A 24,282-nucleotide genomic window follows, 5' to 3' on the forward strand; every position below is an offset into this window, starting at 1 on the left:
CTACTTCGAGGCCCCGATCTCAAGTGCCTGTTGGGGAGAAACGACGACCCAGGGCGCGAGCCGGTCGTCGAGCTGAACCCAAACATTGTGCATGTGAGGGATCCAGGACCGCTTCCATTGGAGTCGCCAATAGCCGCCCGGCGCCTCTCGCTTGGCGAGCACCTGCGAAGCAAGTTTCCCGGAAGTGTCGAGTGAAGCGACGATGCGGCCGTTGGGATCGACGAGGTCAGCCGCTGCCGCCTGGTCGGTCGAGGGGCTGCTGATCGTCAGACGGAACGATCCGATCTCATCCGGGACATAGAAATAGATGGTCGGATAGCGGCCGATAAAATGGATGCCGCGCCTTTGCGCAGCTGTGCTCAAGGCAAACCGCGCACCCTTCACGTCGAGATGAAACCAGGCGGAAGGGGCTTCGATCTTCAGCAGCATCGGCTTCCCGCGGCGACCATCGACGGCGATTGTCCCATCGCGATCGAGCTGTCCCTTGGCGATGACCTGCTGGTTCTTCAGGTACACAATATAATCGAGACCTTCGCCAATATTACCGAGCCGCGATACAATAATCTGTACCCGCCCATCGTGCTGCGGCAAGAGGACCGCCTTAATCGTCCCGCGCAGCAGCGTCGTCTCATCGGTGCTTCCGCCGCCGGCAATGTCTCGCTCGGCGAGGACCGAGATCTCGTCCGGATCCGCGGTCACCCGTGTTCTCACCGCGAGCGAAAACCCGGACGGGCGTTCGACCATCGACTTATCATCGCCTAGTTGATCGCACTCCTCTGGCAACGTGTTCGCGCCAACCAACCCATGTCGGCGTAAGACGCGACAGAGTTCGGCAAAGCTCAATCTGAGCATCTCCAGCCGCGCCTGCTCGTCCGTGCTGGCTTCTGTCTTGCGGGCACGCTGAAGGAGCGAAATGCTAGCGGGAAGGTTTTGCGCGAAAACGCTGCGCAGCATCGCTGCATCCGGCGTCTCGCCCGGCTCGCCACCCGCGAGGTAGTAGGACTTGGCCGCGTCGTCGATGAGCGCGTAGAGCTTGCCGATCGGCTCGCTCGCACCCGAGCCATAGGCGCGCCGCAGAAATTCCTGCGCGAGCTCTTCCACGTTCGCGTACGCATTCCAGTTCAGCTTCGCCAAGAGGTAATTGGTGAGGGCGCCGTGGCCCCACCCTGCGGCGCCGAAGATGTAGATGCCGCGATAGCCGGCGGCAGCCAGACGCGGATAGATGAAGCTCAAGATCTCAAGCCCGGGCGGTGTGGGTCCCCCGATGTCGGGATAGAACACCGTGGGTAGGTCGTAATACGCGCGCAGCCGCTCGTGCGATTGCCAGGCCGCAATCACGCGTTCCCAATCCGCCCGTCGCTCAGGTCGATAGAGGCCGTACCCGTAGCTGAAGCTTGGAGCGACGACGAGGCAGAGGTTGGCGGGGAGCGGCGGTACTCCATGCGCGGGTGGATAGAGGTAGTCGGCGTAGATATAGCCGCAAACCTTCTTCTCGGGCGCCGCTCGCCCGACCTCGCGGGCTAGGTTCTCGTAGAAGTTTAGGACGAGCGGAGTGACCGACGGACGCCCATAGGGATCGGTTTCCATGTAGGCCAGGCTCTCGCGGCTCGTGCTCCACTGCTCGCTGTCCGTCGGCGATATGGACGCCGTGAACTGGTTGGGCATGCGGCGAAATTCATCGACGATCTTTCCCGCCATCGTATGGACGAGTTCCGGATTCGTCGTCTCGAGCTTGTAGCGGTCGCCGACCGGAGGCACGCGACTGCCGCCGATCATGGCAAACCACTCAGGGTGCTCCCGGTAGTAGGACGGCGGTATCAACTCGTGCCAAGCGTGAGAGTGTTTCAGGGCCAGCGAATATCCCTGCTTCTGGCGGCGCAGCCACTGGACAACCAGAGGGTCGCCGTTCTGGATGTAGGCAATCCGGCGGTTCGCGAATGATGGACTCTCAACACGGGCCAATCGCGCGGGGATCAAGACCTTGTCACGCATCGGTACGGACTCGCCCACTTCTCCGGGCATGAGCCACCGCACACCGAGATAATCCTCCAGAAAGGTGTATGTGGCGTTCAGCGTCCCGGCGCTGGAGCCGCCCTCGGCCGTGTGCGCGCCGTCGGGCGTATCGATACCAAGCAGGAAAACGTTAGCGCCGTCGGCCACGATGCGAAAGCCGCCCTCCGCAATGCCAGCAAGATCTAGCCCCGCCGCTCTCGACGGTCGGCCATCGCCGAGGACGATGGCGGGGCGGCAGGAAAGAACCTCTCCGACGTCGATAGGGATCGTGACGCCGGTTGCCTTCCTAAAGAAGGTTTGGAGCTCCGAGGCGGCCAGTTTCACCGTCTCCGGCGAGGACGGTGCATGGTGGATGCAGTAAGGGCTCTTCTTGCCGTTAGCGAGGAGTAACGTTGCCCCGGCGCTCTGCGCCGAGGCGGGCACAGCGGGAAGGTGGAGCGCGAACGCCAAAGCCCAGAGCAGCCAGCGCCCGCCGCCTGCCTTCGAAGAGAGGCGGCTTTGCGAAGGCGAGCGGCCAGAGCGTTCAATGGAGAACGATCGCATTGGCCGCCACTCCGCGAAACACCGTCTCGTACTCATCGAGCATGCACCCGATGGAAAACTTTGAGGCAATGCGGTCGCGCGCCCGCTCGCCGCGAAGCTTCCGCTGCTCTGGTGCTTCGCGGATGAGTTGTAGACAGGCTTGAGCCAGCGCCAGATCGTCTGCCGGAGGCACCACCAACCCAGTCTCGCCGACAATCAAGGCCGAGTCGCCGACATCGGTGACGACGCAAGGCACACCGCAGGACATCGCCTCGGCAACGATGTTCGGGAAGCCTTCGCTGAGCGACGACGAGATGAGTACGTCGAGCGCGGCTAGAATGCGCGAGACATCGCTCTGTTCACCGAACAGATTGCACCGGTCCGTCAGTCCGTGCTGACACAGGAGCTGCCGAAGTTCGACGTTGTTTTCCACGCCGGAGCCGCAGAGTAGAAAGCGCACTTCGGGCTGATGACGCGCGACGATCTCGGCGGACCGCGCGAAGCCGGCGAAGTTCTTCACGTTGTGATAGCGTGCGACTAGGCCCGCGAGAGGGGTGTCCGCGGCCAATCCAAGCGCACTACGCAGGTCCGTCCTGGCATCGCCGTTCTGCGCGAAGCGTTGCTGATCCACCCCGTTGAGGATCAGCTTCATCTTGCGCGCGGCGTAGCCTAGGGCCGCGTGCGTGGACATAGAAGAGTGGGAGCAGCACACGATGCGTGCCGGAATGCTCCGCGAGAGAAGGGCGCAGGCCCGAGCCACGACGATCGTTCTGGCCTTCGTAGATGCACGCTCGAGTTGGCTATGCCGAATGCCCCAGATCACCGGGATTCCTCCCGCAAGCCGCGCCGCAATCCCGCCGATGAGATCAGCGTGATACATCCACGTCTGCACGACGTCGGGCCGGGCAATGCGCAGCCAGGACGCAAGTTGCAGTACCTTCAGCGGATTTGGCGCGGCGGGCCGCATCCCGAGTGCGCGCACCTCCACGCCGAGGGCGGCAATGCGTGGACCGTAAATGCCCTGATCGCGCAGCGAGTAAACGGCGGATTGGACGTCGCGCGACCGCATATGGTCCAGCAGCTTGTAGAGAGACATCTCCGCTCCCCCCGCATCGAGATTTGTGATTACGTGGGCGACGCGTAGGGTCATGCCGTCCTCCAGACGACCGCGGGCGCCGGCATGTCGCTCCAAGCGCGCGAGAGCGCCATTGCGATCGCCAGCTGAACGGCCGGGAGCTCGAGATTGTTGTGCGAGAAGAAGTTCGAGACTGCCACATGGATCGCGATCAAGACCCCGACCTGCGATCCCGAGCGCCAGAGCAGCAAGAGTAAGAAGAGCAGAGGGATCAAGCCGACGAGCCCGAGGTCGCTTGCAACCTCCAAGTATTGATTGTGTGGCCGTGCCGGGTAAAATCCGCTGTAGCCGACCCCATTGCCGAAGATGGGCGACCGTTTCCAGTCATTGAGCGCACGCAGGGCGATGTCCTCGCGCTCACCCTTTGAGAAATCGTGCTGATCGAGAAATGAGCTTCCGATCCGGGCTCGCGTGTTCTCGTTCAACATGTCGCCGGCTCCCACCACCTCGAGAGCCGCGATCCAGCCGCCAGTCGTGAGGGCCTGCCCGGCGCCCGCCAGACCCAGGCACACGAAGGCGGCGGCGACCTTCCGATGCGGCGTCAGCCACCGGAAGGCGACCATCCCGAAAAGTGCGATTACCCAGAGCGTTATGGCCGAGCGGCTGAAGGTCACGAGAACCCCGATGCCGACCACGGAGCAATAAGCGATCCTGAACGAGGGGCGGAGGCGCAGCACGCTCAGAAGCATGCCCGCCACGAGCATCGATCCGGAGAGGTTGGCGTCCTCGTAGAGACCGGCCGCGCGACCAGCGACGGTGCTGAAGACCACGCCTCCCACCGCAGCGAACTCGCAGACGTTGATCGCGACTCCGATCAGGGTGACGAAAACAAGAGCCGTCGTGCTTCGCTTGAGTGCGTCGGGCGACTGATAGATGATCCCGAAGGTCGTGAGGAGGAGCACCATCTCCTCTTTGCGGGTGAACGATTGTTCCGGACTCGGCTCTACCAGTTGGTCCGGCGAATTGAAGATCAGCGAGATCGTCAAGATGAAGGTCCAGGTGGCCGCCCAGAATATGAGAGGCCGGCTGCGTGCGATGTAGATCCTTCCTTCCCGAGTGCCCGCCAGCACCGGAAGTGCGATCGCGAGCGTGAGGAGGTACCAGTGAACCGGTGCGACGGGTGTGAGATTTATATTGAAGAAGTACAGGTAAGCATGGGAGAAGTACAATACGACACAGAAAACGGCGATGGCAGCAATCAGCGCGGCGCTGGCGGCCGATCTGTGCGCAGTTCCGCCCGGCCGGCCCCGCGACACGGTTTGAACTGGTGAAGATCCGGATAAGAGCATCGCCGCACGACTCAGTTCGTCATCGATGCACTGGTGTCGGCACGATGCCGATAGACCGGCCGCAAGATCGACCTTGAGGAAAGTTCGCTCAGATACCAATCGAGTGTGAGATCAAGCCCGTGCATCACATCGTGCGTAGGCTTGTAGCCGAGCAGGGAGGTGGCCTTGGAGATGTCGGCTTCTGAATGGCGTATGTCGCCGGCTCGGAAGCTTCGATAGGTCGGCTCTAGGGAGCGCAAGCTCGGCATCCGCTCAGCCAAGCCAGCGCTGATCTTGTCAAACAATTGACGAAGAGTGATGCGACGGCCGCCGGCTACGTTATAAACTTGGTTCACCGCCTCTGAATTGGTGGTCGTTGCCGCGCGCAAATTGGCCTGGACGACGTTCTCGACGTAGCAGAAGTCACGGCTCGTCTCACCGTCCCCATTGATGTACGCGCGCTCGCCGCGAAGTATCGCGGCGACCCATTTTGGTATGACGGCTGCGTAAGCACCATCGGGATCCTGCCGAGGACCAAAAACGTTGAAGTAGCGCAGGCCGATGCACTCAGTCCCGTAGCAGCGGCCGTAGGCTGTAGCGAAGATCTCGTTTGATAACTTCGTCGCTGAATAGGGGGACAGCGGTTCCCCAATTACCGCTTCTCGCTTAGGAAGCATCGGATGGCTGCCGTACACGGCGCTGGAGGATGCATAGACGAAACGCCGGATTCCCATTTCGGAGGCGGCGGTAAGCATGTTCAGGAAGCCTTGTGCATTCACCATCGCGCTGGTGACAGGATCCTGGATCGAGCGTGGAACGCTGCCGAGCGCGGCTTGGTGCAAGACGTGAGTGACATCCTCGCAAGCTGATCGGCATGTGGTCCGGTCGCGGATGTCACCCTCGATGAAGTGGAACCGTTCCCAATTCTCCGGCCCGACCAAGAGACGGACGTCGTCCAAGTTCTTCGTGTGGCCAGTCGCGAAATTGTCCAGACCTTTGACGATTTGTCCTTCCAACAACAATCGGTGCAACAAGTTCGAGCCGACGAAACCGGCCACTCCCGTGATGAGCCACGTGCGTGGCTCACCGCGGAAGAGCGCAGACAATCCTCCAGACGCTTGCATACTGGTCTCCTCCGAGATGGTTGGCGCTGGCCGTCGTAGCGCGCGAGGCTCTTGCCCTGCGAGCGGATCGCGGCTCCCTCACAGGCGCATGTCGCTCTCCCCCTCGGGCAGGAGGTATTTCAGGTCGTAGATGATGTGCCGCTCCACGCGTCCGAGGCGGCGAATGCCCTGACACCCCATAGCTCGGAAGTGTTCGTGAGCCACGGCCACGACGATTGCGTCGTAGTGGGCCGGCGATGGGCGATCGAGAAGGTCGATTTTATACTCTTCTCTCGCCTGTTCGTGCGAGGCCAGTGGGTCATAGATGTCGACGCTTAGGCCCCACCCGCGCAACTCGCGCACGATGTCGACGACGCGCGTGTTGCGGATGTCGGGGCAGTTTTCCTTGAAGGTCAGTCCCATGATCAGGACGCGCGCACTATCGACGCGCATCCCCGCCGCACTCATCCGCCGGACCAGGTTGGTCGCGACGTAGCTGCCCATGTTGTCGTTGAGCCGGCGCCCCGCAAGAATGACTTCGGGGTGGTAGCCGAGAGCTTGGGCCTTGTGCGTCAAGTAGTAGGGGTCAACGCCGATACAATGTCCGCCGACCAGTCCGGGCCGAAAGGGCAGGAAGTTCCATTTCGTGCCCGCGGCAGCCAAGACGGCTTCGCTGTCAATGCCCATGATGTTGAAAATGATCGCCAGCTCGTTGATGAGCGCGATGTTGATATCTCGTTGCGTATTCTCAATGACTTTGGCCGCCTCGGCGACCTTGATGCTCGGCGCGCTGTGCGTTCCGGCGACGATAATCCTGGCGTAGAGCTTGTCGACGAACGCGGCGACCTCCGGTGTCGAGCCCGACGTTACCTTCTTGATCGTGGAGAGGCGATGATGATGATCGCCAGGATTGATCCGCTCCGGCGAATAACCGACGAAAAAATCTGAGTTGTAGGTCAGACCAGACGTCCTCTCGAGGACCGGAACGCATTCCTCCTCGGTGGCGCCGGGATAGACCGTGGACTCATAGATGACGACGTCGCCCGGCTTCAACAGCCTGCCGGCGCACTCGCTGGCTTTGAGCAGGGGCGTCAAGTCGGGACGCTTGTGGACATCGACCGGCGTGGGAACGGCCACGATGAAGACGTTTGCCTCGCGCGCGTCGTCCGGCAGACTTGTGAACTTAAGGTCCGATGCGCCGCGTAATTGCTCCGCGCTGACTTCGAGAGTGCCGTCGCAGCACTTCCTCAATTCCTCGACGCGGCTTTGATTGATGTCGAAGCCGATCGTCGGAAACACCTTGCTGAACTCGACAGCAAGCGGCAGCCCGACGTAACCGAGACCGATGACGGCGACCCGCGCCAGCTCTAAACTCGGGATCCGGGTCGTCGGACGGTCTTGCGTATCCTCGCGATAGTGAATGATGGGTGCGGTCACGTAACGCGACCGCGTGCGCACCGGATGTGGCACTTCGCGGTTCGACCCAGGCAGACTCGTTTCCATACGACTGTCCTCACTCAGGTGGGCAGGAGCCGCGATCGAAAATGGCTGAGACGAGCGGAGCCGCCGACCAGGCTTAGGGCAGCGCCGAGGATGGCTCCGGCCAAAGTTCCGGCGGAAACGAGCCACAAGATCTTGGTGTTGCTTTCCGCTGGCGGAATGGCGGGTGTGATAACTCGGCTATTGGCTAGTGCGAGGAACTGCTCCTGTGATGACTCTGCCTGGGCGTAGAGATAATTCTCGATCAGCTTGCGATAGGTCGTCGCTCTCGCTTCGAGTTCTCCCAGGCTCGGCTCCCCGCGGCTGCTCCCTTCCGCAGGGATGGTGAAATCGCCTCTCGCCCGAAACGCCTGGACCGAACGATTGGCTTCGTTCATGTTCTTCCGAATCGTTACGATGCGGTCCTCCAACCATTCGTAGCGTTGCTTTGCCTGTTGTGAGCGCTCGGCGATCTGATCGCGAATGTAGGCTTGGGCGACGGCGTTGGAGATCCGTGCTGCCTTAGCGGGGTCTCGGGACGTAAACGCGACGTTGATCGCGTAGGACATACCGTCCCGCCGGACGGACAAGCGCTTCTGGAATTCGGTTATCGGACCGGAGACACTGTTGCCGGGCGGTGATGCGAGTTCGTCATCGTTGACGAGGTCGAGTTCTTTAATGATCAGCTGCGTCAGTCCTCCGGATTGAAGAACGGCGATCTGGCTGTCGACGTAGGGCGCGTCAAAGATGATGATGTTGTCCAAGGTTTGCAGGGGCGCAGAGGGACGAGGACTAAGCAGCAGCTGCGTCCGCGCCGTATAGACCGGCGTCCGAAACTTGGCGTACGCGCCTCCCAAGGCACCGCAAAGCACCGTGCAGAGGATCAGCAAACCTGCATTTTGGCGAATGAAGGACAGGAACTGCGGGAGCTCATCCTCGACAGCTGACGAGCGCCGCTGAATCGAGACTTCACTCATGACGCGACCTGGTTGCGTTGGCCGCATCCTGCCAGGACGGGCGGCGTAAGCGGTGTGCAAAGACATCGCGGGTCTCGAGCGGCTCGGTGCCGGTACGAAGCTCGACGTTGACTTCCAGCACGTCGCCCGGCTGCATGGTCTCGGTGTCGGACACCTCGAGCCTCTTCGTGCCGGTTTCCGTTTGGCGAACGATCCTGAAGGTCTGCTGCACCGCGCCGCTGCCGGCGTAGATCAATAATTTCGACCTGAGTTCAGCCCTCTCCTCCATCCTGTTGATGTCAGCTTGCGTGCTACGCAGGTCGGCGGCCGCGCGAATGCGTCGCTTGCTCTCGATCTGTGCGGCTGCCATGAGCGTTTTGCTGAGACCTTGGCGCGCCTGAATCAGCTCCGACTGCACGCGGAGCATTTCCGCTTCCCTTTGCTCTTTCTGGAGCTCGGCCTGTAGCTCACGTTGTCGCGTCGTCAGTCCCCTCTTCACCAAGGCGGAGACATCGCGCAATTCTGTGATACCGTTTTCGACTATCTTGGCATCAACTTTGAGCCGGCTCTCGAGCACGGTGATCTGGTTGAAATAGAAATATTTCAGTTCCTGGAGGAAACTCAGCTCCTTGCGTTCCGATTCTTGATTGGCGTCATAGATCCACTTTTCCTGGGCGAGGCTGGATTGCGTTACCGCGGCAGGCTCCACACTCGCGTTCGTACTCGCCTGCGTGCCGAGTTCTGGCACCCGCCCTTGCAGCTCCGCCATAAGCCGCTCCTTACGAGCGCTGAGTTCACCGAGACCGGAGACGGCGCCGCGCAGCTCGTTCTCGTCGTTAATGGCGTCACGCGGATTGCGCTGCGTCAGGTACCCGCCAGCAATTGAAATTGCCTGGAGGACCGTCATACCAGGTCGGTAGGCATACTCCCCGGGCTTGTTGATGTTACCCATCACGTAGAAGGGTCGACACTCGACGATCTCAAGGGCGACGTCAGGAGAGGAGGCGAGGCCAAGGGTTTTGCGCAGGCGCGCGCTGATGGTCTTGCTCAGCTCCGCCTTCGTCATGCCCGCCGCGGGTATCGAACCGATCAGGGGGACGGAGATACTACCTTCGGCATCAACGACATACTCGAGATTAACGACCTTCCACTCGAAGACTTCGCCCTGGGATGGTCGCCATTCCACGACACGCACACGGACCTTATCCTTCGGGCCGAGAAGATAGGGAGACGAACTCTTCACTTCGGCAGGATATTCCGGTGTCGCGAGTTTCTGCTGCTCCTCCGCCTGCGCCCAGCTCTGCCGCGATTCGAGCGTTGACGTTGCGACGGTGGTGAAGAGGAGTGCGAGCACCATCTCCTTGAACTTGTGCGGTCGACGCACACGTGGAATGTCAAGGCGGGAAGCGCTTCGTGAAGCCGGCCGCGAGCAAGGCTGCCTCATGGATGCCTCCGTTCGTGTGCAGTCGTTACAGCGGTTCGACGCATCGCCGCTTGCATCAGTGCGCGCCGATCGCTGAGGATCTTGAGCAGCGGTTTAGAGATCCAAACGAAGTAGTCTCCGGTGCTCACGCGGGCCGCCGGCGCTCCGTTCGCGCGAAGATCGGCCCAGGCCGCGCGAATGGCCTCGTGATTTATGCCTTCGCCGAAGATTACCATCGGTATAGTACGCGCGATGATCTTGAGGTCTAGCACAAATGAGGCGTTCAGCACGTACCAGAGGTCGAGTGCCATTTTGTCGGCAGGCGAGATGTCACGTCCGCCCATGACCTGGGCGTAGCCGGTCAATCCGGGACGGACCAGGTGACGCTGGCTGGCGCCGGCGGTCTGATCGACCGGAAGGAGTGGGCGCGGTCCAACGAACGACATCTCGCCTCTGAGGACGTTCCAGAGCTGCGGCAGCTCGTCCAGCCGCGTCTTTCTCAGGATTCGTCCGACCGGCCCGAGGCGATGGGCCATATCGATGGGCCGTCCATTCGCGTCGTACGGATTGCTCAGCGTGCGAAACTTCACCAACTTGATGGGGCACCCATAGCGTCCGGGACGGACCTGCCAGAAGTAGACGGGCGCTCCGAGCGTGCTCCAAACAACGATGATCAGGGCGAGCCAGACGGGAGCCAAGACTATCAGGAGCATAGCGGCGCCGGCCACATCGAGCACGCGCTTCGCGCCCCAGTAGCTCGCATTTTCGATCCGACTGATCTTCTCGTGATCGAACGTCAGAGCCTCCAGCGCCGGACACAGTGCCAGAGACGATCTGCGCGCGCGGTTCGGCGCGTTGATCAGGTCGAAGGCGTTGCTCAAGTATTCCACCTTCACGGTTGCAGACTCGATGATCTTGGCGAGTGCCTCGCGCACCGTCTCAGGCAACTGATCGGGAGGAACGGTAATCAGGATTTGATCGACGTCCAGACCATGCAAGGATAGCATCTGCAACGTGGACGCAAGATTTTCTGGGCCGTATACATCGAATCCCTTGAGCGTCCGACCGTCAGTGACGGCATCCAGCGCAATAATCCCTGCGACGCGATCCTTACCGGCGCGCATGTCGGCGAGCGCCTCGAGCAGAAGCAGTGTCAGACGATTGACCCCCACTACAAGCAGTGTGTCGACATGAGGGAAGCCGGTTGCCTCCCCCGAGCTCGACCTCGCGCTCGGTGACCGCCGATTTCCGAAGGAACTCGCGAGGAGGCGGCCGCCCGCCAGTGCACTGACTGAGATCAAGCCCTGGAGCACAGGGATCGAGCGCGAAATGCCCGACATCCGATCGAACAGAAATGTCAAGATCGTCGCAGCAACGACAATCAAAGCGACCGCGGCAATGATCCGCGCGTAATCGGAGATCGTCGCGTAGATCCATAGAGTTTTATCTATTCCGAAAAGAACATATATCGGCACAGAAACAATAAGCGTTGCTATAGTATATGGGATTAGGTTGATCAATCCGTCGGCTTCGAGCACGATGTCGTTGCGGAGTATGAATGCTAGCAAAGGTGCGCAGACCAAAGCGGCAAGGTCCAGAACTGAATACCTTGAACGCATGATAGCCCCCTCTGCATATGCAGTTGACCGCACACATTTTGGGTAATCTTCAGCGTGTTGGAAATATTAACATCATCTTAACGGCATGTTGTCAACGAGCCCAGATATACCAATTTGGTGGTATACTGAAGTATGTGGCTCGGTCGGCCGGCTCTGACCCGCGTCGATCAAGAGGATCAACAGACTGGAGCTACCCCGTTTTTTGGTCCAAAGCGTGTGCAAGTTCTCGGTCTGCGACAGCGTGTTTAACGCAGTTCGTGAGTATGCGCCGAGTTAATGAGGAGCTCTAAAATATTCAAGAGCTCGCCCTTGTGATTGGAAGCTTTGTGGACGAACTACAGCTGTATCCAACTGCACTCATCACTCGGCTATCAGGTGCTTGCAACGGAGGCCATCATTTAGCCCGGGAAGCCCCGGGGGACCCTCTTCCGCTTGCCGCGTCCTCCCTGATGCACGGCCATTGTTTTGCTGTTTCTGTGCCGGACGCACCAGTCGGACACGGCTCAAGCGCCCTAAAAATCGCTTATTGCATCACTCACGAATCGGTGATAGGAATTCGGAATTTGTTAGATACTGATTTAATGGCACTTATCGTCGCCTAATACAATATTAAATTGATCATGAAACGCTATAATGCTTTAGTAAGTTGTCTATAAGAGCGATTATGTTGTTTCCTGAATTGTTGAGTTGTGTGGTGAGCGTCGGCTCGTTGCCGGGCCTGTGATTAATATCAATTCCACTTGAGCTTGTACGCCTATTCATACGCGTAGTCGTCTGAGGCCGCTGTGGTACCGACGGTATTAGCGAACCCATCGCGCAAGCGAGTGGCTAGGCAACAGTCCGGACTGTCCGTGGGCAAGTGGAAATGCCGGCGCGTTAGCCTGGACCTTGCGGCAAGAGGGCTGACGTTATGTTAGGTGGTGAGGAAAAGATCCGGATTGCACTCGTCGATGATCAACCGATCTTCCGCAAGGGCGCACGGTGTGCGATTCAAGATGAAGAAGGTATCGAAATCGTCGCCGAGGCCCGCAGTGATGCGCAAGTCGTCAATGTAATTTCTGAATTAGATCTCGATATCATCATATTGAACATCGATTGTCAAGATCTAGACGACATTTCGCTTATTAACAGGATCGTTAACTTAAAACTCGACGTGAAAGTGATCTCCGTCAGCACGTGTGATGACCTCAAATTCGTTCAGAAAGCCTTTGATCTTGGAGCATCAGGCTATATTCTGAGAGATATCTCGATAGAGAATTTCACGATTGCTGTGCGAACTGTTCATCGCGGCGATCTATATATTGATCCTAGTATTCTAGAGCAATGGATTACCGATAAATTTGAGAATGCCAGAAACGAAGATGCATCATTGAGACGAGATTCACTGACAGAACGCGAACGCGCGGTGATCCGGTTTACAGCACTTGGATTTACCGGCAAGGAGATATCTCAAAAACTTGGAATTTCTTCTAAGTCTGTGGAAACATTTAAAGCTCGAGCGTGTAAAAAGCTTGATATACGAAGCCGGGCGGCGATAGTGCGCTATGCACTAGTTCAGGATTGGCTGCGTGATCCAATACCTTAGACCGCGCTGTCCTTGTGACTATCTGGAAATACCGGTCTAGCCAAGTAAAAGGACTATGCAGCAGTAGCCATGCTCAGCCGGAACGCTCGATTCGAGGTGTTTCAGGTGAAGAAGGCACATCAGCGAGCGCTGAGGGTCCGAGCCGGGACCGATTTGGCGAAAGTGTGCGACGTTGGTGAAGATGTCGCTGGCGACCTTGGTCGAAATAAGAGGCTTAAAATGTTTGCCGCTGTCTCGCCATTCGCGCGGTCGAGGACGACGAGATCCGCACCCAGCGTGTCGAGCTCAAGAAAGTGTCACGGTCCCGCCCGACCTCAAACGTACCGGCCGTTCGGCTGAGCGGGCGATCTCAGCGCGCACGGCCGGGACAATGCGGGCCTGGGATGGATGGCGAGCATCAGCAGGCCCTCCTGGCGGCACAGCGGCACGCACCCGCGAACCGCCACGCAGAGGTCCAGGTCGCCCAACGCGCCGTGCCTCGACAACTTTCCGCTACGAAATGATTTCTTATGTCGGTAGCGAAGATTTGGAGGCGTGAGGCCTCAGGCTGCGGCCTGGGAGACGGCGTCGACCACCTCGTCGACCACCGCGTTGACGAGGCCGCGATCGTCGCCCTCGGCCATCACGCGGATCACCGGCTCGGTGCCGGAGGGGCGGATGACCAGGCGGCCGGCATTGCCGAGCCGCTCGCGGGCGTGCTCGATGGCACTGACCACGCTGTCCTGCCGCAGGGGCTCGCCGGTCTTGTAGCGGACGTTCTTGAGGATCTGCGGCAGCGGATCGAAGCAGTGGCAGACCTCGCTCACCGGCCGGTTCTGCCGCTGCACCACGCTGAGGAGCTGGAGCGCCGCCACCAGGCCGTCGCCGGTCGTGGTGTAGTCCGACATGATGATGTGGCCGGATTGCTCCCCGCCGAGATTGTAGCCGTGCTGGCGCATGTGCTCGAGGACGTAGCGGTCGCCCACCGCGGTGCGGGCCAGCGTCAGCCCGAGGCCGCCGAGATAGCGCTCCAGGCCGAGATTCGACATGATCGTCGCGACCACGCCCGGCTGGGTGAGGCGCTCGTCCTCCTTCCAGGAGCGGGCCACGACCGCCATGAGCTGGTCGCCGTCGACCACCTGGCCCTTCTCGTCGACGATCAGCACCCGGTCGGCATCGCCGTCGAGGGCAATGCCGATATCGGCCCGGCGCTCGCGCACCTTCTCGACGAGCGCCGCCGGCGCGGTCGAGCCGACGTCGCGGTTGATGTTGAACCCGTCCGGCTCGGTCCCGATCGCGATGACCTCGGCGCCGAGTTCCCACAGAGTCTCGGGGGCGACCCGGTAGGCGGCGCCGTTGGCGCAATCGACCACGACACGCAGGCCGTCCAGGGTCACCTGCCGCGGCAGGGTGCGCTTGGCGAATTCCACGTAGCGGGCATGCACGCTCTCGATGCGCTTGGCCCGGCCGAGATCCTGGGAGCCGGACAGGCGCTTGTGCATGTCGGCGTCGATCAGCCCCTCGATCTCGCGCTCGATCGCGTCGTTGAGCTTGAAGCCGTCGGGTCCGAACAGCTTGATGCCGTTGTCCTCGAACGGGTTGTGCGAGGCCGAGATCATCACGCCGAGATCGGCCCGCATGGAGCGCGTCAGCATCGCCACGGCGGGCGTCGGCACGGGCCCCAGGAGCAGGACGTCCATGCCCACCGAGGTGAAGCCCGCTACGAGCGCGGTCTCGATCATGTAGCCGGAGAGGCGGGTGTCCTTGCCGATCACCACCCGGTGGCGATGGTCGCCGCGCTGGAACACGAGGCCGGCGGCCTGCCCCACCTTGAGGGCCAGTTCCGGCGTGATCACCCCGTTGGCCCGACCCCGGATGCCGTCGGTTCCGAAATACTGCCTGGATCGGCATGTATAATCAGCAAAGCCTGAACCGAGATCAGTTGGTGCCGGCTCGCAGATATTAGCGCTGAGCATGACGGTTTTCTCACTCGACGGTGACGGATTTGGCGAGGTTTCTGGGCTGGTCGACGTCTTTGCCCATGATCACGGCGGTGTGGTAGGCCAGCAGCTGGATCGGCACCGCGTACACGATCGGCGCCACGCTCGGCTCGAGCGCCGGCATCGTCACCGTCGCCAGCGTCTCCAGACCGTGCGCCGCCGCCCCCTGCGCGTCCCCGATCAGCACGATCCGCCCGCCGCGCGCGGCCACCTCCTGCATGTTCGACACCGTCTTCTCGAACACCCCGTCATGCGGCGCGATCACGATCACCGGCACGCTCGCGTCGATCAGCGCGATCGGACCGTGCTTCAGCTCGCCCGCCGCGTAGCCCTCCGCGTGGATGTAGCTGATCTCCTTCAGCTTCAGCGCACCCTCCAGCGCCATCGGGTAGCTCGTGCCCCGGCCGAGATACAGAACGTCCCGCGCCTGCGCGACCTCGCGCGCCACAGCCTCGATCGCCCCCTCCCGGGTCAGCGCCTCCGCCATCAGACCCGGCACCCGGATCAGCGCCTCCACCAGCCGCGCCTCGCCCGACGCGTCCAGCGTGCCCCGCGCCCGCCCCGCCGCGATCGCCAGGCACAACAGAACCGTCAGCTGGCACGAGAACGCCTTCGTCGACGCCACCCCGATCTCCGGACCCGCCAGCGTCGGCATCACCACCGACGATTCCCGCGCGATCGTCGAGCTCGGCACGTTGACCACGCTCAAGGTGTGCTGGCCCTGGCTCCTGGCGTAGCGCAGCGAGGCCAGCGTGTCGGCGGTCTCGCCCGATTGCGAGATCACCAGCGTCAGCCCGTCCCGCTCCAGCGGCGCCTCGCGGTAGCGCGCCTCGGAGGCCACGTCGATCTCCACCGGCAGCCGCGCCAGCTGCTCGAACCAGTAGCGCGCCACCAGGCCGGCATAGTACGCCGTGCCGCAGGCGGTGATGTACACCCGGCTGAGCCGGGCGAAGTCGAACGGCAGCGCCTCGGGCAGCACCACCCGGCTGTTGGCCAGGTCGACGTAGTGGGCCAGCGTCCGGCCGACCACCTCGGGCTGCTCGTGGATCTCCTTGGCCATGAAGTGGCGATAGGCGCCCTTGTCGATCCGGTAGGCCTGGGTGGCGATCGTCTGGCGCGGGCGCTGGACGACCGCCCCGGACGCGTCGCGGATCTCGGCGCCGTCGCGGGCGAGGATCGCCCAGTCGCCCTCGTCGAGATAGGTGATCGCGTCGGTGAAGGGGGCCAGCGCCAGGGCGTCGGAGCCGAGATACATCGCGCCCGCGCCGAAGCCGATCGCCAGCGGCGCGCCGTGGCGGGCGCCGATCAGCAGGTTGTCCTCACCGGCGAACAGGAAGGCGAGCGCGAAGGCGCCGCGCAGCCGCGGCAGGGCGGCTTCGACCGCCGCCACCGGCCCGAGGCCCCGGTCCATGCTGCGGCTGACCAGCTGGGCGACGACCTCGGTGTCGGTCTCGGTCTCGAACACGACGCCGTCGGCCTCGAGCTCCTGCTTCAGCGCGCGGAAGTTCTCGATGATGCCGTTGTGCACGACCGCGAGGTTGTGGGTGGCGTGGGGATGGGCGTTGGTCTCGTTGGGCCGGCCGTGGGTGGCCCAGCGGGTGTGGCCGATGCCGATCGTGCCGGTGAGCGGCTCCTGCGCGAGCCTGGCCTCGAGGTTGGCGAGCTTGCCGGCGGCGCGGCGGCGCGCCAGCCGGCCGTGCTCGAGGGTGGCCAGCCCGGCGGAGTCGTAGCCGCGGTATTCGAGCCGGCGCAGGGCCTCGATCACCTGCCCCGCCACCGCGTCGCGCCCGACGATGCCGACGATGCCGCACATGTAATTACTCCTCCCGACTCAGAAGATCCTGTAGATCTATCTAGAATGACCAACAAGCTTTCAAAAACGGTTTAGGAGAGCGGTTATGACATAATAATTCACCGAATCATGTCTTTAAGCCTCAATTGATCTTTGTATGAACGTCATCGGAATAGAAAAGCTCGGAATGGCTTCGTAATCTTAAATTATATTGTCTATTCTGCACGCGTTATGGCTAACACTGTGTAATAGTTTCAGCTATGACATCAGCAAAACCGATTTATGATACCATTTTGCCGCCGTCGCAATGAGTTTGAATCAAAACAATGTTTATGAAATCGAGTTTTGCTGCTCAATCATGGACAATTTTCGCGGAATTCCACGACTGGACCTGCTGATGCTTGACGTCCAGTTCTGCGCATGGATCCATGTAGAGGCAACGGTGACAGAGCGGCTTAGCTACGCGCGTTGCAGACGCATCGGTGAACGTGCACGTTTAACTTCTACTTGGAGTTAAAAGGCTCCCGACTTAACGCCTTATAAAGCGATAATTCGCCGTGCCCTGAATAGACCGATCATTGTCTCGCGGAAACTCCTCGCAAAGCGCCTTCTTCTCAATAAAAATAATTTCTTCTCTTCTAAAGTGGGGGTTCTGCATCAACTCCGACATCTGAAATCCATAAGCTAAAACAGAAATGCATGCCATCAAGCAAACATATAACTTGCTCGGTATTAATGTGGAGATAATTTTTATTGGCCCAGCGACCAGTCGCAGTTATCAGTTGTCTCAAAGATTCAATTGTCAGGTCTAAATCTTATCCGCTCAAATGAGGCAAATAACGGCCTTTTGCCCAAATAGCAGCTTGAGTTCTATTTTGCATGTTAAGTTTTTTTAGTATGTGTTTGACGTGCACTTTGACGGTGGCCTCCGATATATTATAGCGATGCGCGATTTCTTTGTTGGATATACCCTCCGTGATCGACAGAAGGATATCGTGTTCACGTATCGAGAGCGTGCAATCCGGCATCGTGACCGACGATATTTTCCAGCGCACAGATTCGGACCCGTCTCTGACAATTGGCGCGGTTGCCGGATTGAACCAAATCGCTCCGAACGTGGGGTCACGTACATTGAAGCCGATCATAACCGCATTCAGCGTAATCAGAAGCTTTTCCCGATCGATCGCACGATCGACAACCGCCGCAGCATGCATACGTATCTCTTGAGGTAACGTAAGCACGTCCCCGCAAAACGTAAGCACAACTAATCTTGAAAGACTATCTTTCAGTTGCCGTCGGATTAATTCGATGTTCTCGTTAATGCATTGTCCGTCGCAAACAATTGTAAGATCACATCCGCGCGTGTAGGCGCCGTTACGCTCATCAATGACGTCATAATGCGTTCGATCGAGATAGGAGGCGATCTTTTCTCGAAGACCAAAATCGTCTGAGAGCAGACGAGTACTGATTATGCGACTTTCGGTCATGGCAAACAAGGATCCAAGGCAATGAAAATTTTAAGGTAGTTGAATCGCTTTGCTTTCCACGAGCACAGACACTGCGCGGAAGTGAGATTGTCCATTCAACCCTCTCATGCCGATTTAAGTCAATATTAATTTTCCTACAAGTACCAGTCGGAAATATCCGTACGCGTTTTCTCTATTTTCCGACACGGACGTCAGAGAATTTCTCGCTCCGTCAGGATTTTTCCGAATGAATCCTGCATGCTGCTGCACGCCGACACCTGCGGCGCGCATGATAAGGCCTGCTATCCATTTGGAGGTAAAATGCACGTCTGGTTGACATCCGACTATCGATCCGTGTTATGATGCGCATTCCGATGCCGATTATTGACTAAATGAAAGGCGGAGGGATATCACATGCCTCGTTACTATTTTGACATCCAAGATACGGAGTCTCAGCGTGACGAAGAGGGTATGGAATGCGAAGACGTGGAGGTCGCTCGAGGAAAGGTAATGGCCAGTCTGCCGGACTTAGCGGAATTTATCTCGCAAGACGAAGGCGATAGCCAGTTCATCTCCGTATTGGTCCGCGATGAAGAGGGTCATCAAGTCTATGCAGCGACACTGACATTTTCTGGGTATAGATTGGACGCTGCGGCTCGTCAGTAGCCTGTCGGCGCGCGCTGGCGAAGATTATTGCAACGGCCACTTTTGAGATCAGACCGATCTGAGTGGAATGCCTGCGTCGGGCGAAGGTCCGGTCCTGCGAGCGCTGACGATCCGGCGTTAGGCAGTGCGGCCGAAAAAAGCCTGTCTGCTTCCGGCGCTTCACCAGCAGAAGCAGACCTTCGTTTCGCCTCAGCCGTCGATCTTCCTGTGTTGCGAAGCAGGCTGTCCGTCGTCAGATGATTGAGGCGACTTGAGGCGCCCACGAACGGAGGCTCTGGTTCACCTGGGTGGGAGGTTCGACAGCCCGCGCGTCTCGGCGCAGGCAACGATCCGTGAAGGCCTGGCGCTCGATCCGCGCCCGATCACGCAAGATGGTCTCGCTTCGGCCGAGGTAGAGGCCGACGGCAGTTGGGCGGCCCAGCCTCTCGTGAGTGCGCGCAGGTATGTAAAGCTCGACAAAAGCGGCGGCCCGCGCATCCGACGCGCCGGGCAGATAGGCGTGTTCGAGTGAAAGGTGATGTCGGGATTCGGGTGCCAACGCTCAGTTCTGCCCTGCGTCTGACGATGGCGAGGCGCGCCGCGGCCGTGGGTCGTGCCCCGGCTGCCGAGCCAGAGCGCGAACCGACCAAGTCGAATCGTCGGGTTTGATGCGGACGGTAACGTGACTCGATGCGCGGCTTTCCGAGGAGGAGGGCCGATGGCACCTGTTCTGTCCGCCGAACTGCGCAGGCGTGTCGCGGTTGCTATCGGGCGGGAGCCTCGCGCCGGGAAGCAGCCCGGCGCTTCGAGATCAGCCCGGTCAGCGCGGTGCGCTGTTGTCGTGCAGGACGGGCGGACAGGGGTGCTTTGAGGCGATACACGAGGCCGACTGGCGATCGACGACCGTGACGTCGCAAGGGTCCGTACCAATGCCGTCATCAGAATAGACAAGTGTATTGTGCAACATTTGATTTGGGAATTCCGAACACACGGCCGCAATATGTAACTAACGTGTCTTTTGCAAATTCGGTTAATCCGTTCAGTTCAGGCGGCCCGGTATTTTGAATCAGTGGTGGCAGTCCAGGCCGGAGCAGAAGACTGATTGTCGCCTGACTGTATGGAAGCAGCCATGAGCAGGGAAGAGACGCCAATCTGGCTGAAACGTCGGATAAAACGACATCTGGCAAGAGGAAGGAATCACAAAGCCTCCCTCGTCCTTGTGAATTCCCTGTCGCCACGCGAGATGGCCGATGACAAAGTAGCCCGGCCCGACAACGTCTTAATCTTTCCAGGTGTGATGCGTCTGAGGTTGGAAGAGCGCGAAGGTACATGAGCAGTGCCAATCAGGCGGCACAGGCGAGGCACCGTCGCGGCGCCGCCTGATCCGCAGCGCCCTGACCTGACCGGAATTTTGGACTCAGCCGATGAGGCGGCTGCTACATGGTCGCGGCCATGGGTAGCCAGAAAGCTTGATCCGGGAAGGCGACCGGTGCAGGTGAACGGTCGCCCGCTGACGCGTGCCCTTAGATGCCGTTGCGGGTATTGTGACAGAGGCTCATCGGAGATCGCCTTCCTTGAGGAGTGGGAGACCTCTTGATAAGCATCGTCACGAAGCTCTGCTCGGAAGTCTCCACCTCCTTGCAGGCCGAAGCCAAGCTCTTGCCTGATTCCGCTCGCGCCTCGATCTGCGCAGCCTGTGGCCTGCCCCTAGACGGCGGTTCTCCGGCGGGTTTGATGGAAGGTTAGCGGGACGGTCGGCCTGTGGCGAAAGTCGTCGCCAGAACGCAGATCGGCGCCTGGCCCGCTTTGCTCTCTGCGCGACTGTCGCCTCATTCGTGTCGCACGGGACGGCCCTGGCACCCTTTCTGTCCTCGCCCAAGCTCGGCACGATCATGTCCGCTGCCAGACGTGTCGGGCCGTCAACTCGTCGGTCCAAGAGGCGATCAGCGACGGCCCGCCGAATAGCTCCGGCGGAGGGGGGCTGAAAGGTGTCTTTAAGCTCGAAGCTCAGTTGATGTTTCACCGCTGATAACAGCCCTTAGGACTGAATTTTGTCCTACGTTGTACGAGCATTGATTTCATGGTCTAAAGGCGGATGAAATTGCCTGTTCTTAGGGTGTCAAGGCTGCCTGGGAAGGTCTCGGCGGCACGCGCGCGCGGGGACTGGATGCAAGTACTGTCGACGATCAGCGTTCATGCATTCCGGAACCGGGCTGGCCGAAGAGCTTTCCGCCGGAAAGCGCAGAGGTATGGCCGCCCCGCCGCCAAAGTCGCCGTCTTGATTATCGCTCCGTTCCTCGGTGCCACCGTGACGGCTTTTCCCTCTCAGCCTGAACCAGAGGTGCTCTCTTTGGGGAGCGCCACCTCCAATCTAGCTTCGCGGGCGCCCAGCTTCATGGCGTTCATGTCCACCGACGATGCCATGGCCAATGTTGTCCGAACGGCCCTCACGGCTGTGGAAGCAGCGGCCGAGATCCCCCAGATTGCCGGGACGCTTCAAGACACGTGGCTGAATGCCTTCTACGGCGACAAACAGCGCCTGAAGCAGTTCATCGCGCACACAGCCGATGCCAGCGGCCTGCCGGTCGATTTTTTCTTACGGCTCCTCCAGCAGGAGAGCGGTCTTGATCACCGCGCCGTCAGTCGTGTCGGAGCGCAAGGGGTTGCGCAATTCATGCCCGCGACAGCAGCCGAGCGCGGCCTGGTAGATCCGTTCGACCCATTCGCGGCGATCCCCAAAGCAGCGGAGTTTCTGCGACAGCAGCGTGCAACCTTCGGTAGTCTAGGGTTGGCAGCGGCTGCCTACAATGCAGGCCCGCAGCGTGTGAAGAATTGGCTCGCCGGGCGCTCATCGCTGCCGCAGGAGACGAGAGCCTACGTGGTCAAGGTCACCGGCAGATCCGCAGACGACTGGCGGCAAGGTGCTGAGGTGTCCGCTGTCGCGGAGCCCGTGGTCCGGGACAACTGGTAGTCGCGTGCGCTAGGTCCATGACCTTCGCCATTGGCAACCTCTTCGGCGACATCGTGCAGAACCATAGGAGGCAGATGGCGGATGCGGAGTGGGCGTCGATGCTCCTTTTCGATGGCCACCAGCAACTGCGGAGGGGCGGTCGAGATTGATGGCGGCTGCATTGCGTAGGGTCCGGCAGCACGCGCCTGCCACCTTATCGACGAGAACCGACAGGGCGAAAATCGGCTTTTAGCGGCCAAGCGGACAAGATGGCCGGAAAAGCCGAGGGTAACACCTTTCGATGGAACCAACCGCCTACCTCAGTGTCGCAAGCTGATTGTCGCCGCTTCGGTCCCGATCGCCCGCTTCAACGAATGCCTTGTACGTTCTGCGACTTCTCGTGTCCTGACCGGCCGGAATGTCCCCTTCGTTCCTCATGGTGTTCCCCGCTGTTCTCCATACCGCTGAGCAGATGCTTCGGCTCGGCACGCTGGCAGGATTCAGCTTGGCGGTATGAACTTCAGCTTTATGTCGGCTGACCCGTCGGGCGAATGGCCAGACTGAACCAGAAAATCTCCTGGACGAACTTGCCAGCGCGAGCAGGGCTCTAACTGCCGCGCTTGAAGCACTTGAAGCGAGCGTTCGGCTTTCGGCCAAACCGCGTCACGCATAATGTCTCTCGCGGGCAAAACCGGACGTTCCGCTGTGTGCCCATCCCGGTCATTCAGCTAGCCGGGACGATGGACCGTAAGCTGACATTCCAGGATCCAATCGCGTTACGCGCTTAAGGTCGGCTTGTGGAGCTCTAAGCGACGTTGATGAGTATCCTTGCCCGCGGGCCTCGTCTGATCCGGTGGTGTCTGATCCTCCCCTGATTTCGCAGACACGGGGAGATTAGCTCGCGGTCCTCTCGGCTTGCTCGGGCGTGAGATAGCCGAGTGCCGAATGGATGCGTTGCCGATTGTAGTAGCCCTCGATGTAAGCGAACAGGTCGCGTCGGGCGTCGTCCCGGGTTGCCCATCGTCGCTGATGGACGAGTTCGACCTTGAGCGTGTGGAAGAAGCTCTCCATCGGGGCGTTATCGTAGCAGCAAGCCGTGCGGCTCATCGACGGCCTCGCCCCCATGGCGGCGAGCTGCTTCCGGTAGGCCTCGGCTGCGTACTGGCTGCCGCGATCCGAGTGGCAGATGAGCCCGGCGGCCGGTCGCTGCCGCTGGGCGGCCATCATCAGTGCAGCCACGCTCAGCTCGGTGCGCATATGATCGCGCATCGACCAGCCGACGATCTTGCGCGTGGCCAGATCGAGGACGGCGGCCAGGTACAGCCAGCCCTCGCCGGTTGGCAGGTAGGTGATGTCGGCTAGCCAGACCTTGTTTGGCCGCGCGGCCGAGAAGTTCTGCTTCAGGAGGTTCGGGGCGATCGGGAGATCGTGACGGCTGTCGGTCGTGCAGGGCCGGAACCGACGCTCCGCCAGAGCGCGGATGCCGTGCTGGCGCATCAGGCGCTCCACCCGCCCGCGGCTGACGGACCGGCCCTCGGCCCGTAGGGCGGCATGCACGCGCGGCGCACCATAGCGCCGATGATGGGCGGCATGGATACGCCGGACGTCGTCCAGGAGCTGGCGGTTGGAGGCCGAGCGGGCGCTCTCTGGCCGTGTCCGCCAACCGTAAAAGCCGCTGGGTGAGACTCCGAGCACGCGGCACATGAGACGCACCGGCCAGGTCCGCGCATGCTGCTCGATGAAGGCGAAGGTCACTTGGGCATCTCCGCGAAGATGCCGATGGCTTTTTTTAGCACGTCGCGCTCCATGCGCGTGCGGTCGAGCTCTCGCCGCAGCCGGGCGATCTCGGCGGCCTGATCGGACGGCGATGCGATCGGGCTTGGTGGCGAGGCGCCCGTCGATCCTGCCGGCCGCGGCGGGGGTGAGGCCCCGTTCAGCATGGCCCGCCAGTGCCGCAACATCGAGGGCTGGATCCCGAGCTCGGCCGCGACCTGCATCTGCGGCCGGCCGCTGCTCTCCAGAAGGGCGACCGCTTCGCGTTTGAACTCGGGCGTGAACTCTCGTCTCGTCTTTGCCATCCGACACCTTCCCCGCTCAGCATGAGCGTATCAGAGGTGTCCGCGAAGCCGAGGGAGGATCAGTCCTGCGAGCCGTTTCTCGGCCGCGGCGACAACTCCACGATCGTTCAACCGCGGTGCAGCTGCGGCTCGAGGAAGTCTGTTGTCCGCCCTCGGTAGCGGCGACGAGCGGGCTAACATCAAGGGCCGGGCTCCGTGGACCGGTTGCTGACCTTGACGAGTTTGGTCAGGGCTAGTGATCAAGACCGTCGCGTGGGAATGGGTGGTAG

15 protein-coding genes and 1 pseudogene are annotated in these 24,282 nt (G+C 60.5%); 4 read left to right on the plus strand and 12 right to left on the minus strand.

Going from position 1 to position 24,282, the window contains the following annotated elements; all coding sequences use genetic code 11:
• The 8 genes from AC3WSN_RS21335 to AC3WSN_RS21370 all read right to left on the minus strand — a co-directional run bounded on the left by AC3WSN_RS21335 (window position 1) and on the right by AC3WSN_RS21370 (window position 11,437).
• Window positions 1-2,556 carry a DUF4838 domain-containing protein gene (locus tag AC3WSN_RS21335; RefSeq protein WP_492540633.1) on the minus strand — a complete coding sequence of 852 codons (2,556 nt, stop codon included), beginning with the start codon at window positions 2,554-2,556 and terminating at the stop codon, window positions 1-3.
• On the minus strand, window positions 2,537-3,631 hold the full coding sequence (locus tag AC3WSN_RS21340) for a glycosyltransferase (RefSeq protein WP_492540635.1): 1,095 nt from the start codon (window positions 3,629-3,631) through the stop codon (window positions 2,537-2,539). The genes AC3WSN_RS21335 and AC3WSN_RS21340 overlap by 20 nt, the downstream gene beginning before the upstream one ends.
• Window positions 3,632-3,681: 50 nt before the next feature.
• Window positions 3,682-4,959 carry an O-antigen ligase family protein gene (locus tag AC3WSN_RS21345; protein ID WP_492540637.1) on the minus strand — a complete coding sequence of 426 codons (1,278 nt, stop codon included), beginning with the start codon at window positions 4,957-4,959 and terminating at the stop codon, window positions 3,682-3,684.
• A gap of 11 nt (window positions 4,960-4,970) precedes the next feature.
• Window positions 4,971-6,062 (minus strand): SDR family oxidoreductase, encoded by a 1,092-nt coding sequence (locus tag AC3WSN_RS21350; RefSeq protein ID WP_492540639.1) that lies wholly within the window; start codon window positions 6,060-6,062, stop codon window positions 4,971-4,973.
• A gap of 78 nt (window positions 6,063-6,140) precedes the next feature.
• Window positions 6,141-7,544 (minus strand): Vi polysaccharide biosynthesis UDP-N-acetylglucosamine C-6 dehydrogenase TviB, encoded by a 1,404-nt coding sequence (gene tviB / locus AC3WSN_RS21355; protein ID WP_492540641.1) that lies wholly within the window; start codon window positions 7,542-7,544, stop codon window positions 6,141-6,143.
• Window positions 7,545-7,558: 14 nt separating this feature from the next.
• Window positions 7,559-8,497, minus strand: a complete 939-nt coding sequence (locus tag AC3WSN_RS21360) for a GumC family protein (RefSeq protein WP_492540643.1) — start codon at window positions 8,495-8,497, stop codon at window positions 7,559-7,561.
• On the minus strand, window positions 8,490-9,833 hold the full coding sequence (locus tag AC3WSN_RS21365; protein ID WP_492540645.1) for a polysaccharide biosynthesis/export family protein: 1,344 nt from the start codon (window positions 9,831-9,833) through the stop codon (window positions 8,490-8,492). Before AC3WSN_RS21365 ends, AC3WSN_RS21360 begins: the two co-directional genes overlap by 8 nt.
• An 83-nt stretch (window positions 9,834-9,916) precedes the next feature.
• A complete protein-coding gene (locus AC3WSN_RS21370) occupies window positions 9,917-11,437 on the minus strand; it encodes a sugar transferase (RefSeq protein WP_492540647.1) in 1,521 nt (506 codons plus the stop codon).
• Between the two features lie 991 nt (window positions 11,438-12,428).
• Here AC3WSN_RS21370 and AC3WSN_RS21375 point away from each other — a divergent pair.
• Window positions 12,429-13,103, plus strand: a complete 675-nt coding sequence (locus tag AC3WSN_RS21375) for a response regulator (protein WP_492540649.1) — start codon at window positions 12,429-12,431, stop codon at window positions 13,101-13,103.
• Between the two features lie 542 nt (window positions 13,104-13,645).
• On the opposite strand, the gene glmM is transcribed toward AC3WSN_RS21375, so the two are convergent.
• From glmM to AC3WSN_RS21390, 3 genes are all read right to left on the minus strand, one after another.
• Window positions 13,646-15,043 carry a phosphoglucosamine mutase gene (gene glmM, locus AC3WSN_RS21380; RefSeq protein ID WP_492543196.1) on the minus strand — a complete coding sequence of 466 codons (1,398 nt, stop codon included), beginning with the start codon at window positions 15,041-15,043 and terminating at the stop codon, window positions 13,646-13,648.
• A 25-nt stretch (window positions 15,044-15,068) separates the two neighbouring features.
• Complete coding sequence (glmS, locus tag AC3WSN_RS21385) at window positions 15,069-16,895, minus strand: glutamine--fructose-6-phosphate transaminase (isomerizing) (protein WP_492540651.1); 1,827 nt, start codon at window positions 16,893-16,895, stop codon at window positions 15,069-15,071.
• 794 nt (window positions 16,896-17,689) lie between these two features.
• Window positions 17,690-18,361: a LuxR C-terminal-related transcriptional regulator gene (locus AC3WSN_RS21390; RefSeq protein WP_492540653.1), complete on the minus strand. Its 672-nt coding sequence runs from the start codon at window positions 18,359-18,361 to the stop codon at window positions 17,690-17,692.
• A 393-nt stretch (window positions 18,362-18,754) separates the two neighbouring features.
• Between AC3WSN_RS21390 and AC3WSN_RS21395 the strand changes: the two genes are divergently transcribed.
• The 3 genes and pseudogenes from AC3WSN_RS21395 to AC3WSN_RS21405 all read left to right on the plus strand — a co-directional run bounded on the left by AC3WSN_RS21395 (window position 18,755) and on the right by AC3WSN_RS21405 (window position 21,956).
• The gene (locus AC3WSN_RS21395; protein ID WP_492540655.1) at window positions 18,755-19,006 is read left to right on the plus strand and encodes a DUF6894 family protein; all 252 of its coding nucleotides are present in this window, start codon (window positions 18,755-18,757) and stop codon (window positions 19,004-19,006) included.
• 697 nt (window positions 19,007-19,703) lie between these two features.
• Window positions 19,704-19,819, plus strand: a pseudogene (locus AC3WSN_RS21400) (IS630 family transposase); the annotation flags it as partial.
• A gap of 1,561 nt (window positions 19,820-21,380) precedes the next feature.
• Window positions 21,381-21,956 carry a lytic transglycosylase domain-containing protein gene (locus AC3WSN_RS21405; RefSeq protein ID WP_492540656.1) on the plus strand — a complete coding sequence of 192 codons (576 nt, stop codon included), beginning with the start codon at window positions 21,381-21,383 and terminating at the stop codon, window positions 21,954-21,956.
• An 873-nt stretch (window positions 21,957-22,829) separates the two neighbouring features.
• Here the strand turns inward: AC3WSN_RS21405 and AC3WSN_RS21410 are convergent.
• A protein-coding gene (locus AC3WSN_RS21410; RefSeq protein ID WP_492539415.1) for an IS3 family transposase occupies window positions 22,830-24,013 on the minus strand; the annotation gives its coding sequence in 2 pieces (ribosomal slippage) (window positions 22,830-23,716 and window positions 23,716-24,013; 1,185 coding nt in all).
• Window positions 24,014-24,282 lie beyond the last annotated feature (269 nt).

The organism is Methylobacterium sp. FW102-HT35C08, assembly GCF_058790235.1.

Bases quoted from the DNA above. Each gene is read 5' to 3' on its own strand.
- AC3WSN_RS21390 (WP_492540653.1), bottom strand. From the start codon at position 18,361: ATGACCGAAAGTCGCATAATCAGTACTCGTCTGCTCTCAGACGATTTT.
- AC3WSN_RS21335 (WP_492540633.1), bottom strand. From the start codon at position 2,556: ATGCGATCGTTCTCCATTGAACGCTCTGGCCGCTCGCCTTCGCAAAGC.
- tviB (WP_492540641.1), bottom strand. From the start codon at position 7,544: ATGGAAACGAGTCTGCCTGGGTCGAACCGCGAAGTGCCACATCCGGTG.
- AC3WSN_RS21350 (WP_492540639.1), bottom strand. From the start codon at position 6,062: ATGCAAGCGTCTGGAGGATTGTCTGCGCTCTTCCGCGGTGAGCCACGC.
- AC3WSN_RS21375 (WP_492540649.1), top strand. From the start codon at position 12,429: ATGTTAGGTGGTGAGGAAAAGATCCGGATTGCACTCGTCGATGATCAA.
- glmS (WP_492540651.1), bottom strand. From the start codon at position 16,895: ATGTGCGGCATCGTCGGCATCGTCGGGCGCGACGCGGTGGCGGGGCAG.
- AC3WSN_RS21405 (WP_492540656.1), top strand. From the start codon at position 21,381: ATGGCGTTCATGTCCACCGACGATGCCATGGCCAATGTTGTCCGAACG.
- AC3WSN_RS21365 (WP_492540645.1), bottom strand. From the start codon at position 9,833: ATGGTGCTCGCACTCCTCTTCACCACCGTCGCAACGTCAACGCTCGAA.
- AC3WSN_RS21340 (WP_492540635.1), bottom strand. From the start codon at position 3,631: ATGTCTCTCTACAAGCTGCTGGACCATATGCGGTCGCGCGACGTCCAA.
- AC3WSN_RS21395 (WP_492540655.1), top strand. From the start codon at position 18,755: ATGCCTCGTTACTATTTTGACATCCAAGATACGGAGTCTCAGCGTGAC.
- AC3WSN_RS21345 (WP_492540637.1), bottom strand. From the start codon at position 4,959: ATGCTCTTATCCGGATCTTCACCAGTTCAAACCGTGTCGCGGGGCCGG.
- AC3WSN_RS21360 (WP_492540643.1), bottom strand. From the start codon at position 8,497: ATGAGTGAAGTCTCGATTCAGCGGCGCTCGTCAGCTGTCGAGGATGAG.